Source organism: Plectonema cf. radiosum LEGE 06105 (genome assembly GCF_015207665.1).
Lineage (GTDB): Bacteria > Cyanobacteriota > Cyanobacteriia > Cyanobacteriales > Nostocaceae > Rivularia > Rivularia radiosa_A.
The window spans coordinates 61,901-74,783 of the sequence record NZ_JADEWL010000009.1 but is presented as its reverse complement, the minus strand read 5'-3'; the positions used below and the strand labels follow the sequence as shown (position 1 = coordinate 74,783).

Genomic DNA, 12,883 nt, shown 5'->3' with positions numbered 1-12,883 from the left:
TCGTCTAACCAGCAAGTTACAAATTGACACTTTTACTAATCAGTCTTAAAACGATTATGGACAAATTTCCGATCCCTAAATTCAGACGGCAGCTTGTTGAAGATTTTCGTCAAGACGGTTACTGGATTGAAGCAGTCAACATTAATGGTGACTCGAAACCAGATATCATAGGATATGGACTTGGACAAGGTGAAGTAAATTGGTATCGAAACAATGATTGGAAAAAGACACTAATTGCCAAATATCTTGGCCCGGTTGGGATGCATCATACCGATGTTAACGGTGATGGACGTAACGATATCGTCATTTGTTACCAATACGGACAAACAATGGTGAATTGCGATCCCGAAGGTGGGAAAATTGTCTGGCTTGAAAATCCAGGTAATTGTGAACCTTATTGGAAAAGTCACTACATTGGCAGAGCCACTTCGATGCACCGTTTGAAGGTAGGCTATTTTACACAGTCAAGCAAACTTCAAGTTCTGGCATTGCCGATTGTTGGCAGACCAAATGATGTCCACTCTATTACACCGACAGTACTATTTACTCAGCCGGATGACCTCTACGGAGCTAAAGAGTGGAAAGAGGAAAGACTTAAAATCTATGACAAAAAATACTACGATGAACATAAGAAAAAGCCAAATCCTAATGATGGAGATGGGCGTTTAATTTACTTCCATGTGATTCACGGTGTATCCATCAAGAAGTATGGCAACAAATTCGGCTCTAATCTTGATTCTGCTCTGATTGCTTCTGAAGAAGGGATTACCTGGATTTATTTCAGTCCCGAGGATAACGTATGGTATGGCGAGTCCCTCGGTACGGGCGAGATGAGCCAAGTGAATAAAACAGGTTTTAAAGGTAGTGGTAATGTTGATGTAGGCAAAGTAGGAGACGATGCTTTTGCTTACATTCCAACGGTGGAACCGTTTCATGGCAACACAGTGGCCGTTTACTATAAAAGAGAAGAAACTAACGAGAGTAAAAATTCTCTAACGGGTTGTCAATGGGAAAGAGTCGTACTCGATGTCTACGACAATCCCAATCCGATTGGAGAAGGTCCAGGACATTTCGTGATTTGTGCAGATTTTGATAACGATGGAGACGATGAGTTTCTCGTTGCTCTCCGAGGTCCCATGCCTTGGCAAGGTGTTTTTTACTACAAAGCTATAGACGTAAAAAATGGTGTCTTTGCAAAATGGCGTGTCTCATCCGATTCTGCGGCTCGTATAGCTGTTGCTGATTTTAATGGTGATGGGCGCTTGGATTTTGCCACTATCGGTTATTCTGTTGCCGGATATTATACTGCGGAAAATCCATCTATTGTTGTTTATTACAACGACTTTGCTCCGTATAAGGATGTCAAAGACAGCGATAGCTTAAGTTGGGACTTAGTTAATCAATCCTTTAATTCCCCCTCAAAAATTAATGCAAACCAACCAAGTCAAACAGCTTAACTTTTCTGGTGCCTACATAGATGCAAAGTACGTTGAAAATGTCGAAAACTATTTCATTCACAACGGTACTATCGCCATAAACCCCCAAAATTCAGATGCTTACCTCAAGGAAGCTCATACCAGCATTATTCCCGCTTTCTCATCTACCATTCTTAAAGACACCATCATCAAAGAAGCAGAATCCTTGCTTTTGCTTGAGGTGGTAGAGACTAATAATATCGGCAAGATCATCTTTGAGCAAAACTGGGGTTTATTAGGTAATCTTATTGATAACTTTCCTAAAGATATACCTTTATGGCGTTCTCCTCAAGTTGAAGCGGGAATTGTAGAAATCGATCCGTATTTGATGACAAGACAATTGAGCAAGCCCCTTCAAAAAGAAAAATTCTGTGTCAAAGTCAACTTATGGTTTGCCCCTTCCCATACCGACTGTGCTATCCACAACCAACATGACTTTATAGAGATACATACCCAGGTTTTTGGGCAGGGAAGAATGCAGAAATTCAAAGAGGATGATTTTGGGACTCTCTATGAAGATGTATTGATGAGTCCTGGATACACCACTTTTCTTCCTTTTTGTCAAGTTCGCGATCGCCAGCAGTATAACTATCCCTGGCACCAGTATTACTCCGATACAGATTGTATTTGGATGGCGATTGAATATCACCCGATTTAAACCACCTATTAAGGTGTGATGAAAAATTTCTCTTACTTAATATGCCCAGATATTTTTCTCTTAGATATTAAGTAGTGGAATATGAGTAAGTACATTTCTGTTTTTTATCTCGATTTATAGTTTGGAGATTTCCATGACTGATTCACTTAAGACTAACGAAATTTCTATTTCTAAGCAGCATTCCTATCGATTTGTTAAAGTTGAAGAATACTTTGCTGATTACAAAAAGTGGCAAAAACTTGAGCAAGTTGTTTCTGCATCCTTCGATTCTGAAAACAAGACTTTAAGCATCGAGTTTGATAATGCAGAAGCACAAATATCTTGCTCTATGCTTGTTCATTTTCTTCATAAAGATATTTTCAGAACTCGCTTTAACCCCTTCAAAAGCGCTGAAGATTACTCTCGGAAAAATACCCGTTCTGTTGTTCACGACGAACTTAAACACTTAAGAACTACTTTAGAAAAGCAAGAGCCATTCTCAATAGAGTCAAAAGATAATCAAGATGGAATTGAGTTAGTCACCAAATACGATCAATTTGGAGATGGAAATCTCAAACAGGCAATGAAGGTAGTTGTTACTTACAATCCCTTCAAAATTGAAGTCTTCAACTACACAAACAAGCATAATCCTGCCTCGCAAGAAGTTTTTAAAGTGTGGGAAACCGCAGATAGCGGAATTTACTACACTTTCAACGGCTCCGAAAAAGAAGATTACGCCATTATTCAGGCGATTGAAAAACCAGCAACCGCTAAATATATTGGGTTTGGGGAACAAGGGGGAAAATCCCTGTCTAAAAATACAGAGCAAGTCAACTATTTCAATTTTGACAATATGCGCTATCGACAGGTTTATAATGTCGGACCTTTGGATAATCGAGAACCCCTTTACCATTCCGATCCTTTCTTCCTGGAATTTAACGGCGTTCCTAACGAAGATAGCGTCTACGGCATTTACATTGACAACCCCGCTCAAGTATTGGTTGATATCGGCTACGCTAATTCTGGTCGATATATGTTTGGAACTCGCTTCGGCGATCTTGACTATTACTTCTTCCTGGGCAATACTGCTGCTGAAATTTTAGATGGCTTTACTTCGATTGTAGGTCGCTCTCGCTTAAAACCCCGCTATTCCTTGGGATACCATCAAGGATGTTATGGGTATGAAAAACGCAGCGATCTCGAATGGGTTGTTCAGAAGTATCGGAATTACGGCATACCACTCGACGGTTTGCACATAGATGTAGACGTACAAAACAATTATCAAACCTTCACGATTAACGAACAGAAATTCCCCGATCCTAAACGTATGTTTGCTTGGTTAAAAGAAAAGGGAATTAAATGTAGCACAAATATCACACCCATCATTAGTAATAAAGATCCAAATTACCAAACCTATAAAGAGGGATTGGAAAACAATCATTTTGTTCTCGATAAGCGCCATAACGCAGAACAAACTGCATCATGGTGGTATCAAGATTACAGCGGCGGTGGCGAATATTTTAATCCACCGAACCGTCCGAACTATAATGACGGTAAACCTTATACCGGGGAAGTCTTTTATGGCAATCCCCAAGGATTCGATTTGGGTACACCAGGTCATTACCCAGACTTAGGGCGCTCAGAAGTACGCGAATGGTGGGGTAAACAATACAAGTATCTCTTTGAGATGGGTTTAGAGTTTGTCTGGCAGGATATGACGACACCAGCTATCCGTCCTACCCGAGGAGATATGCGGAGTTTTCCTTTCCGACTGCTAGTGACTGATGATTTTCTTTCGGACGAACCTTCCAAGCAGACCCCATTTATAAAAATGTGGAATTTGTATTCTTACAACCTCCACAAAGCCACATATCACGGATTAAACTGTCTCGCCGAGAATTTTCCTGATACCCTTGGAGAGCGAAAAAACAAACGCAATTTTATTGTCGGACGCGGTAGTTTTACTGGAATGCACCGCTTCGCAGCATTGTGGACGGGGGACAACAGTTCGAGTTGGGATTTCCTCAAGATGAATGTAGCGCAAGTTATTTCCTTGGGAATGTGCGGAATGTCAATCTGCGGTCAGGATATCGGTGGCTTCGAGGCTGAGAATGACTCGCAACATTGGGCAGGCCCAGAATTACTAATGCGATGGACGGCGGTAGGTGCTTTCCTTCCTTGGTTCCGCAATCACTATATGCGGAAAGGGCGGAAGGAATTTCAAGAGCCGTTTATGTACGAAGAATGGTTTAACCAATATAAAGGTGGCAACCTACCCGAACCGCAAGAGCAATATCGCATGGTTCTTCCTGTTAGCAAATACTACATTGAATTGCGGTATCGACTTCTCCAGTTATTCTACGATGCGATGTTCGAGAATTGCCTTAATGGAAAGCCAATCTGCCGCCCCATGTTCCTCAACGATCCACAAGATAAGTCACTCTACAATGACAAGATTGAATTTTTAGACGATCAGTTCTTTGTCGGTCGAGATTTGCTTGTAGCTCCCATACTCGATCAAGAGAACAACTGTCGCGGCAAACGAGATATTTATCTCCCTACAAACAGTAATTGGTATTGCTTTAAAAATAACCGACAGCCACTGGATAATGCAGTAGAAGGCGGTACTACCATCCGTGAGTTCGATGCTCATCTAAGTAATAACCCCAACCACATTAACTTCATTGTACCGATGTACGTGCGTGCGGGAGCAATTATTCCTACCATTGAGATCGAACAGTATGTTGGTGAACGTCAAGAACATCCAGAACTCTACCCAGATGGAAATCCAATTACCATTAATATCTATCCTGGCGAGTCCACAAATGTTGCTGACGACGAGGTGGGTAAAAAATTTGCTGTCCAAGCGACTTACACTATGTACTTAGATGACGGAGTAAGCCGTTCTTCCGCACCACCAAGAGAAAAATTACCCGGAAGTGACAAAATGGGTAAGGGAGAATATCGCGAAGTAGTTATCACGCATAGTGGCTACCCTGACCCAAGTTTGGACAATAAAACCGACAAGAAAACACGCATCATTGACATCGGGCGCGTGCATGACAATTACACGCCACCTGAGAAATATTTCTTTGTTGCGATAATGCACGACCCATCTGAATTACCTACAAGGGACCTAAATAACAGAAGAAATTCATCTCCATTGAGGAGCATTAGCATAGACGATCGAGAAATTCCATTAATTACAAACGGGAATGCCGAAGAGCGAGCTAACCAACTTAGCAATTCACAAAAGAATGCCTGGTATTACAACGAGAACATCGATATTAGTTTCATCAAAGTATTTGATAACAGCCCGTCGCTTTCTATAAGCGCAGAATATTTCTAAGAAAATGGCGATCGCGTTTTAAGTTAGATTTGCTTGCGCTAAATCATCATCGAGATAAATAATTGACTTACCCATGGCCCTCTTTTACTAAGGGGGTTATGGTGATTATAGAACTTAGATACTTATTTTTTTACGGTTGCTCCCGTTCTAAAATAGTAGCGATCGCACTAGATAACAGGCGATTTGCGAGTAGGTTTCTTTTATACTTTTATATGCGATCGCTTACGGAGAAAAATGACGATTGTGGAAATAGAAAATTGCTCCCTGATAAAAACATAATTAACAAAGGTAGCAGACGAGAGTGAAAATTGACCGCACTTTAAGCGAAAGCAAATACTATCTTCAAGATGACGGGATTACGAAATCGCGCTTCCATAGTCAGGAATCATTGTTCAAGGCTGAAGTAGCCCAAAACAATCTGCTCCGAATGACATTCGTGACGATTGAAAACGAAATTAACTTTGTATATTGAGGAATTAAATTATGGCTGAAGAAGCTAAAGATAAAAACGAATCTCAACAAGAGAATCATTCCGAAAAACAAGATAATAATCGGCTTCCTTATCAACCACCTACATTAAGGAAGCACGGCAAAATCAACAATACAACTAAGTCAACGGTTATTGCTATCGATATCGACGGATTCTTTAATTTCACAGATTTAAGTTAGATAAAAGTGTTCTAACTCGAAAAATTCAGGAATTGACGATTGGAATCGTCTTAAAGATGTAGAGAGGCGAAAGTGGAAAAATCAATTCAATTTCGTCTCTACGTTCAAATAGTCTAATTCTCAATATTAAATAAAGAAAACAAGGAGAAAATTATGGGTTGGTTCAATAGTATTGTTAGTATTGTGAAAATAGCAAATACTGCAACAGGATTTTATTTAAATAATTTTGCAGATGATGGACAAGGGATATCAACAAATACTCCGAATCAAGCAGTTACAACTATAGGCGATTTATCTTTCATTTATGGCGCGATTTGCAGGTTGAGGCTGTTGTTTGGGAAATTGCTACCAAATATCGTATAGGGAAACTTTCCCGAAGTTTACCAAAACGTTTTTGAATAGTTAGTAGGTTGGATTACGACGCACAATAAACTGTAAACTCAACTAACAATCAACCTAATTGATACCCATATTCTTTTATGGTGGCTCTTTGACGACCCAAAACTCGGTACTAATTGCCGAGAAATAATTCGCAACCGAGATAATCGCATCATTGTCAGTAGTGCTTCCGCTTGGGAAATTGCTACTAAATATCGCGTTGGTAAACTACCCGAAGCCAAACAACTTGTTGAGGAATATTCCCAGATAAGCTGATGTGCAGCTAAATTGGATAATACAAAAATCTGAAAAGATGGTAGTGCGTTGGCGCAGCCTGCCCGGAGGGCTTACATCTTGCGATCTTGTACTATACAAATTAAATGCGTAGCAGCTTATTGCACCACTTAGTACACTCACTACGGCTGATAATGATAGCGACAAGAAATAATTGTAAAGTAATCATCATCTACAGCATAGACAAGACGATGGGTGTCATCGATACGACGCGACCAAAACCCGGATAAATTTTCTTTCAAATGTTCAGGTTTTCCAATTCCCTCGAAAGGGAGGTTTTTAGCAACTTTTATCAGTTTATTAATTCTTTTTAAAGTCTTTTTATCTTGACTTTGCCAATAGATATAATCTTTCCAAGCCTCATTAGTCCAGGCTAATTTGCGATTACTCATCTAGTAGGCTTTTCTCTACTACCTGACCTTGCTTGTACTGAGCAATGGAACGCTCTAAATGAGCTGCATTCGCCGGAGACTTTAATAAATAAACTGTTTCAAGCAAGCTATTAAAATACTCAAGAGACATAACTACAGCGTCGTTGGCATCTCGCCTAGTAATTATAGTGTAATCCGCGTCATTTACAACTTGATCTAATATGGCTTTGAGTTTGTTTCTTGCTTCGCTAAAGGTTATTACTCTCATTTGCTGTACTTGTCTGCTTACTTGTACAAGTATAGCACGGTAAGATGTGTTAGTTAGAGCAAATTCTATTAGGAATTGCCGCAACTGGCACATTTTTCCGGTTCTGGGTGTGTGACTAGTTGGTAGGGTGTGTGACGGCTACGAGAAATTATTAATAACAACGAAAAATGTTAACATTGCCGTCACGCACCATTCTTTTATTCCGAATTATTCAAAAAATCAAACTAATTTAAATCAACCATTATCCGGTGATTGAGAATCAATAAATTGTTGAAAATCTTCCGGAGAATTAACGTGCTATTGTTTCCACAACCAAACTTTCCATAACCACAACATCATCAATTTAATTAATATTTTCCACCAAACTTTCCCGAAGTTTACCAAAACGTTTTTGGGTAGTTAGTAGGTTGGATTACGACATACAAAAAACTGTAAACTCAACTAACAATCAACCTACCTTAAATGACCTAACGACTTACATTTTCCTCAAGCCAAACTTGTAAATCAGCCATACTAGAAAAATCAAGCAACGCTTCCCCTGATTGAGAATCAATAAGTTAGTAGGTTGGGTTGTTAGCGTCAGCGTTGCGAAGCAATACGGATTGTAAGCGTTACTCTAACGAGTCAGCAAGCTGTTGCTTGCGTCGCCTGTTAGCGGAACGTGTCCTATCGGACATAGGGCGGCGATACACCCGAAGGGTGCGGCTCAGCTTTGTCGTAGAGTAACCCCGCAGCCGTGTTGGGTTGCGCTAACGCTTAACCCAACCTACTAACTAACGCTTAACCCAACCTACCTACTATCTGCTACTTACTTGCCATCGCTAAGAATTTTTAAATCAAACGAAATAATTTTCATACCTTCGATAGGCAACGCCTATATTATGATGTAATAGTAGACTAATTTATTTAATATTGAGTTGATATGCATCAAGTCGATATATCTCAAGCTACAAATTCTCCTGAAATTTTGTTTCAAACAGTGCTTGATGGTAACGAAGTTGTGATTACTCAGGACAATGAGCCGATTTTAAAAATAGTTCGTGTAAATCAACCAAAAAAACGACGGCAATCGGGGAGCGCTAAAGGACTGATTTGGATGTCTGATGATTTTGATGCACCTTTAGAAGAACTTCGTGAGTATATGGAATGAGGTTTCTTATTGATACTCACACATTTTTGTGGTTTATTCATGATAGTCCGAAGTTGAGCGCTAATGCCAAGAGCTTGTTGGAATCAGATAACGACTTATGGGTAAGCATTGTTAATCTATGGGAGATAGCGATTAAAGTTAATATTGGTAAACTTACGCTCCCAAATAACTACGAGAATTTTATCCCCGAACAACTTGCGCTTAATGATATTGAAATTTTGCCGATTAAAATAGCAAATTTAGCTATTTACACTACATTGCCACTACATCATCGTGACCCATATGATAGATTACTTATTGCACAAGCAATGACAGAGAAAGTTTCAATTATTAGTGCAGACGTTGGATTTGATAGCTACTTTGTAAGTAGAATTTGGTAGTCAAGGGATTTACGAGAGCAGGTAGCCCATTTGTAATATTTAGCCGCTATTTTCATCATAGTTAGTAGGGTGCGTGACGGCTACGAAAAATTATTAATCATAATAAAAAAGATTAATATTGCCGTCACGCACCATTTTATTATTCCTAACTATTCAAAAAAGAAAACTAATTATATCAACCATTTTCTGGAGATTTTATAAACTTTGAATTGATGTTAGTACGCCTATTACATTCTCTAATCTCGAATATAACAAAAATGCAATAATTATTTTAAACTGCGCCTATATTAGGCTATTTCATAACGACTTTGTTGGATTGAGGAACAAAACCCAACAAGCAGAAACTTAATATTGTTGGGTTTCACTAGCGTTTAACCCAACTTACTAACTAAGATTCTTCTTCTCCCAAGATAGTTGGAATATCTCGGCTAGCATGAATAATACGTACTATAGTTAGTAATTCTTCTGACACCATATAAAAAATTAGATACTTTTCAAAGCCTTTAATACCCCATTTACGCAAACCTTGTAAACGAGAATTATTTATATTATAAAGACTTCCTAAACCAGGATTTTTAGCTAACTTGGCAATAGTATTTCGGGCTGCATCAAAAAACTTTAAAGCCGCATCAGTATTGTTCTGAGCAATGTAGTTAAACAAATTATCAATATCAATATTTGCCTTGGGAGTAATAAAAATCCGTAGTGTCATTATTTTTCTTGACGCAAACGCTCTCGTAATTCCTTCCTTTTCTTCTCCCACCATTCATCGCTAATTTCGATTTTTTCACCACTGTCTAAACCTTCAAGCAACAGTGTTTCTAAACGCTTGTTTTCTAGATTTTCTTGCTCAGTACGAATCAAATGGCGAATATATTCACTAGCAGTGCTGTAACCCTTTTGTTTAACTTGTTCTTCTATAAATGCCCGCATTGGTTCGGGTAAAGAAATGTTCATTGTACTCATAGTAACCAAAAAAAATAGGGGTGTTTCAATAAAACTATTTTGACATTATTTGCCAAATTTTGCCAAAAATATTCTACCGCATTTTACTATTACTCTTTCAACTGGGCAACATCATCCAAAATGCCATAGCGTAGCTGCTTCCCTTCGGGAAGAACACACACCTTTCCTAACGCAGCTAAATTATCCTCTCAGTGTAAATGTCGCATTGCTATGTCAACGATAATCACATCCGACTTCCCACGGGATTTAAGCTGTAGTAAGTCTCCGAGTCTATATTTAAGATGACTATCTCACCATTAACTTCTTGCGCGAAGACGTTTTCTGGGATAGATATTTGGTTAATAATAGAAGTTACTTGATTCATTAGCTGACTCCGGTTTACATAAAATAGGTTCATTCTTGTTAAAAGAAGTATTTAACAATATTGGAATAAAAAGCGTTAATTCCGAGAATATTCACAATTATTTCATAGTATTTTGATCCCCCCTAGCCCCCTTAGAAAGAGGGGGGAATAGGATTCAAAGTCCCCCAAATTAGCGGGGGATTTAGGGGGATCGAACGAGATGTGTGTACACCGTAGCTTTTTTAGGCAGAGAGGCTTTTTATTTCTCCTCCCTTCCCACACCCTGCTCTTTGCTACTAACCGCAGCAATCAATTCATAACGCTCGTTAGCATCTTTACCCTTGTTATAGTAATAATCGTAATAACCCGAATAACTGGGCTTATAACCTTTGACACCGTTAGCAACAATTCCTAATAAATTAATATGCGAAAGCTCCAAGTCTTTTAACACCTGTCTGACTGCTGGTTTTTCTGTTTTATCCAAACCAACTACCATCATTAAGCCATCAGCTTGACTTACCACATATTTAGCATCCGCAAAACCATGTAATGGCGGGGTGTCAATAATTACTAAATCATACTTGCTTTGAAAATCTAAGAGCAAATCTTTCATCTTACTAGAAGCAAGTAAACGCGCTGGATTGGGAGGAGTTTGTCCTGCTGTGAGTACGGATAAATTTTCTTCTTCGGGTAAAGTCTGAATTAAATCTTGGGCTTCTGCAACACCGGAAATAGCGTTAGATAAACCCCACGTATTCGTCAAATCAATGTAGCGGTGAATGGTTGGATTACGCAAGTCGGCATCTATGAGCAGAACTCGCTTACCCATCGCTGCTGCAATTTTAGCTAAGTATAAAGAAATAGTTGATTTACCTTCTCCTGGTAAAGCCGAACTGATAACTAAAGATTTCAACGGTTTGTCAGGTTCGAGAAAATCTAAATTCGTCTGTAGGGATATATAAGCTTCCCAATAAGCAGAATTAGACAAAGTTCCATTACGAGATAGTTGAGTTGGGGCTGTTTTTAACTGTTTGTGATAAGGAATTGTCCCTAAAAAGGTCTGTCCCGTATCGTTTTGCAGTTCTTCGGGGGAATGATATTTATTATCTAGCTTTCCCACAATAATCGCAACTCCCACCCCAGCTAATACACCAGCGATTCCACCTAAAACCAAATCGCGGGGAATATTGGGTGATATTGGTTGTTTTGGTGCTTCAATTTGAGAAATTACTTGCCAAGGGGAAACTTTGCGAGCGGTTTCAATCTGGAGGTTTTCTTTAGCGGTGAGAAATCGACTTAAACTTTCGTTGCCAATTTCTAACTTTCGATTCAAGTCAGTATACTGACGAATAACTGCTGCAAACTGTTGTAAATCTTTACGAGTCTGGTTTTCGATTGCAGCCAAATATTTGAGTCTGGTTTGCAATCCCTGTAATTGAGTGGCTGTTTCAATTAACTTCTGTGTAAGTAGCAAGCGACTCGATTGTTGAGCAGAAATTGCTGGAAGTTGCTTGAGTTCTGTAATATTGAGTTCTCTAAGAGTTTCAATACCTAAAACAGCTACAACTTCTTGTCTAATCAAAGATAATATACGCTGCCTTTTTTCCAGCAAATCGCTAATTGCAGGATGACTACTTGTTAACCTGGTTGAGTCAGTTGCAAGTTTATTCTCAAGCTCTTGAAGTTGTTGTTGCAGAGCTAAATAACGAGGTGCATCACTTAAGATCGAAATTACCCGCGCTTGTTTAATATCTATTCCCAACTCCCCCTGTAAGCTGTCAAAAGCAGATTGAGTCTCCCCTAGCAGGGTTAAAGCTTCTTGTTTTTGCTGTAAAGCATTTGCCAAACGTTCGCTTAATATTTGACTTTGCTGTTGGGGATCTACAAGATTATATTTACGTCGAAATATCTGTAGTTCTCCTTGGAGTCTGTCTACACGCTTTTTCAAATCGGGTAATTGAGTGTCAACTAGCTTTTGTGCCTGAGTAGTACTGCTTTTTAATTTATTTAAGGAATAATCAGTATAAGCCTGTTTGAGCTGGTTTAAAATAAATTTAATTTTTTCTGGATCGGTATCCTGATAACTAACTTCTATAATTGCAGTTTCTTGTAAATGCTTCAACTTCAGGTTTTTGACAAGCTTGTCATAATTTAAATCGGCATAGCGGCTTTGAATTTTCGGTAACAGTGGAGAGATTACCTTATAACTCGTCAACACCTCCATTTCCGTCTTAAAATCTCGAAACTGCGGTGGGATAAATGATGTCTGTCTTTGTTCCGAGAGCAGGTTGAAACCACCTTCGGCTGTTGAGTCGAGAAATAATTGGAATTTTTGGCTGTATATCGGTGTCTGTAGCCATCCCCTGTACATCACCCCACCAGTTATAACTAAAGCAATAGGGATAATTAAAAATAAACGACGACGCAGCACCGAAAATAGCTGACGAAGTTCCCAGGAGTCAACTCTTGATTGTTGGGAAGGACTTTTTTCTAAATATTCAGTCATGCGATCGCACTTTTAAAATTACATTTAATTAAAGTTATGTTCCAGAAAGCATATTCATTAGTGATAGATGACTGCTCTGAGATTAAGCGTACTTAGG

15 protein-coding genes are annotated in these 12,883 nt (G+C 39.0%); 8 read left to right on the top strand and 7 right to left on the bottom strand.

What is annotated here, in order from left to right:
• The first annotated feature begins 23 nt into the window (after positions 1-23).
• The 6 genes from IQ247_RS04670 to IQ247_RS33535 all read left to right on the top strand — a co-directional run bounded on the left by IQ247_RS04670 (position 24) and on the right by IQ247_RS33535 (position 6,784).
• Complete coding sequence (locus tag IQ247_RS04670) at positions 24-1,457, top strand: FG-GAP repeat domain-containing protein (RefSeq protein WP_228059472.1); 1,434 nt, start codon at positions 24-26, stop codon at positions 1,455-1,457.
• Complete coding sequence (locus IQ247_RS04665; RefSeq protein ID WP_193917516.1) at positions 1,429-2,133, top strand: hypothetical protein; 705 nt, start codon at positions 1,429-1,431, stop codon at positions 2,131-2,133. Before IQ247_RS04670 ends, IQ247_RS04665 begins: the two co-directional genes overlap by 29 nt.
• 133 nt (positions 2,134-2,266) lie before the next feature.
• A complete protein-coding gene (locus IQ247_RS04660) occupies positions 2,267-5,461 on the top strand; it encodes a TIM-barrel domain-containing protein (RefSeq protein WP_193917514.1) in 3,195 nt (1,064 codons plus the stop codon).
• A gap of 483 nt (positions 5,462-5,944) precedes the next feature.
• Complete coding sequence (locus IQ247_RS04655; RefSeq protein ID WP_193917512.1) at positions 5,945-6,130, top strand: hypothetical protein; 186 nt, start codon at positions 5,945-5,947, stop codon at positions 6,128-6,130.
• A 153-nt stretch (positions 6,131-6,283) separates the two neighbouring features.
• On the top strand, positions 6,284-6,493 hold the full coding sequence (locus IQ247_RS04650) for a hypothetical protein (RefSeq protein WP_193917510.1): 210 nt from the start codon (positions 6,284-6,286) through the stop codon (positions 6,491-6,493).
• A gap of 87 nt (positions 6,494-6,580) precedes the next feature.
• Complete coding sequence (locus IQ247_RS33535; RefSeq protein WP_193917588.1) at positions 6,581-6,784, top strand: type II toxin-antitoxin system VapC family toxin; 204 nt, start codon at positions 6,581-6,583, stop codon at positions 6,782-6,784.
• Positions 6,785-6,924: 140 nt separating this feature from the next.
• Here the strand turns inward: IQ247_RS33535 and IQ247_RS04640 are convergent, their stop codons facing one another.
• The 3 genes from IQ247_RS04640 to IQ247_RS33530 all read right to left on the bottom strand — a co-directional run bounded on the left by IQ247_RS04640 (position 6,925) and on the right by IQ247_RS33530 (position 7,995).
• A complete protein-coding gene (locus IQ247_RS04640) occupies positions 6,925-7,194 on the bottom strand; it encodes a Txe/YoeB family addiction module toxin (RefSeq protein ID WP_193917508.1) in 270 nt (89 codons plus the stop codon).
• Positions 7,187-7,441 (bottom strand): type II toxin-antitoxin system Phd/YefM family antitoxin, encoded by a 255-nt coding sequence (locus tag IQ247_RS04635; RefSeq protein WP_193917506.1) that lies wholly within the window; start codon positions 7,439-7,441, stop codon positions 7,187-7,189. Before IQ247_RS04635 ends, IQ247_RS04640 begins: the two co-directional genes overlap by 8 nt.
• Before the next feature lie 467 nt (positions 7,442-7,908).
• Positions 7,909-7,995 (bottom strand): DUF4351 domain-containing protein, encoded by an 87-nt coding sequence (locus tag IQ247_RS33530; RefSeq protein ID WP_193917586.1) that lies wholly within the window; start codon positions 7,993-7,995, stop codon positions 7,909-7,911.
• A gap of 368 nt (positions 7,996-8,363) precedes the next feature.
• On the opposite strand from IQ247_RS33530, the gene IQ247_RS04625 reads away from it, so the two are divergent.
• Together IQ247_RS04625 and IQ247_RS04620 are read left to right on the top strand one after the other, a co-directional pair.
• Positions 8,364-8,591 (top strand): type II toxin-antitoxin system Phd/YefM family antitoxin, encoded by a 228-nt coding sequence (locus IQ247_RS04625; RefSeq protein WP_193917504.1) that lies wholly within the window; start codon positions 8,364-8,366, stop codon positions 8,589-8,591.
• Positions 8,588-8,971, top strand: coding sequence for a type II toxin-antitoxin system VapC family toxin (locus IQ247_RS04620; protein WP_193917502.1), 384 nt, complete (start codon positions 8,588-8,590; stop codon positions 8,969-8,971). Before IQ247_RS04625 ends, IQ247_RS04620 begins: the two co-directional genes overlap by 4 nt.
• A 388-nt stretch (positions 8,972-9,359) precedes the next feature.
• Here IQ247_RS04620 and IQ247_RS04615 read toward each other — a convergent pair whose 3' ends face one another.
• The 4 genes from IQ247_RS04615 to IQ247_RS04600 form a co-directional block, all read right to left on the bottom strand.
• Positions 9,360-9,683, bottom strand: a complete 324-nt coding sequence (locus IQ247_RS04615) for a type II toxin-antitoxin system RelE/ParE family toxin (protein ID WP_193917500.1) — start codon at positions 9,681-9,683, stop codon at positions 9,360-9,362.
• A complete protein-coding gene (locus IQ247_RS04610) occupies positions 9,683-9,937 on the bottom strand; it encodes a type II toxin-antitoxin system ParD family antitoxin (RefSeq protein ID WP_193917498.1) in 255 nt (84 codons plus the stop codon). The genes IQ247_RS04615 and IQ247_RS04610 overlap by 1 nt, the downstream gene beginning before the upstream one ends.
• Before the next feature lie 223 nt (positions 9,938-10,160).
• Positions 10,161-10,301, bottom strand: a complete 141-nt coding sequence (locus tag IQ247_RS04605; protein ID WP_193917496.1) for a hypothetical protein — start codon at positions 10,299-10,301, stop codon at positions 10,161-10,163.
• Positions 10,302-10,539: 238 nt separating this feature from the next.
• A complete protein-coding gene (locus IQ247_RS04600; protein WP_193917494.1) occupies positions 10,540-12,786 on the bottom strand; it encodes a GumC family protein in 2,247 nt (748 codons plus the stop codon).
• Positions 12,787-12,883: the final 97 nt, after the last annotated feature.

Bases quoted from the DNA above. Each gene is read 5' to 3' on its own strand.
- IQ247_RS04665 (WP_193917516.1), top strand. From the start codon at position 1,429: ATGCAAACCAACCAAGTCAAACAGCTTAACTTTTCTGGTGCCTACATA.
- IQ247_RS04660 (WP_193917514.1), top strand. From the start codon at position 2,267: ATGACTGATTCACTTAAGACTAACGAAATTTCTATTTCTAAGCAGCAT.
- IQ247_RS04655 (WP_193917512.1), top strand. From the start codon at position 5,945: ATGGCTGAAGAAGCTAAAGATAAAAACGAATCTCAACAAGAGAATCAT.
- IQ247_RS04650 (WP_193917510.1), top strand. From the start codon at position 6,284: ATGGGTTGGTTCAATAGTATTGTTAGTATTGTGAAAATAGCAAATACT.
- IQ247_RS04640 (WP_193917508.1), bottom strand. From the start codon at position 7,194: ATGAGTAATCGCAAATTAGCCTGGACTAATGAGGCTTGGAAAGATTAT.
- IQ247_RS04635 (WP_193917506.1), bottom strand. From the start codon at position 7,441: ATGAGAGTAATAACCTTTAGCGAAGCAAGAAACAAACTCAAAGCCATA.
- IQ247_RS04625 (WP_193917504.1), top strand. From the start codon at position 8,364: ATGCATCAAGTCGATATATCTCAAGCTACAAATTCTCCTGAAATTTTG.
- IQ247_RS04620 (WP_193917502.1), top strand. From the start codon at position 8,588: ATGAGGTTTCTTATTGATACTCACACATTTTTGTGGTTTATTCATGAT.
- IQ247_RS04615 (WP_193917500.1), bottom strand. From the start codon at position 9,683: ATGACACTACGGATTTTTATTACTCCCAAGGCAAATATTGATATTGAT.
- IQ247_RS04610 (WP_193917498.1), bottom strand. From the start codon at position 9,937: ATGAGTACAATGAACATTTCTTTACCCGAACCAATGCGGGCATTTATA.
- IQ247_RS04605 (WP_193917496.1), bottom strand. From the start codon at position 10,301: ATGAATCAAGTAACTTCTATTATTAACCAAATATCTATCCCAGAAAAC.
- IQ247_RS04600 (WP_193917494.1), bottom strand. From the start codon at position 12,786: ATGACTGAATATTTAGAAAAAAGTCCTTCCCAACAATCAAGAGTTGAC.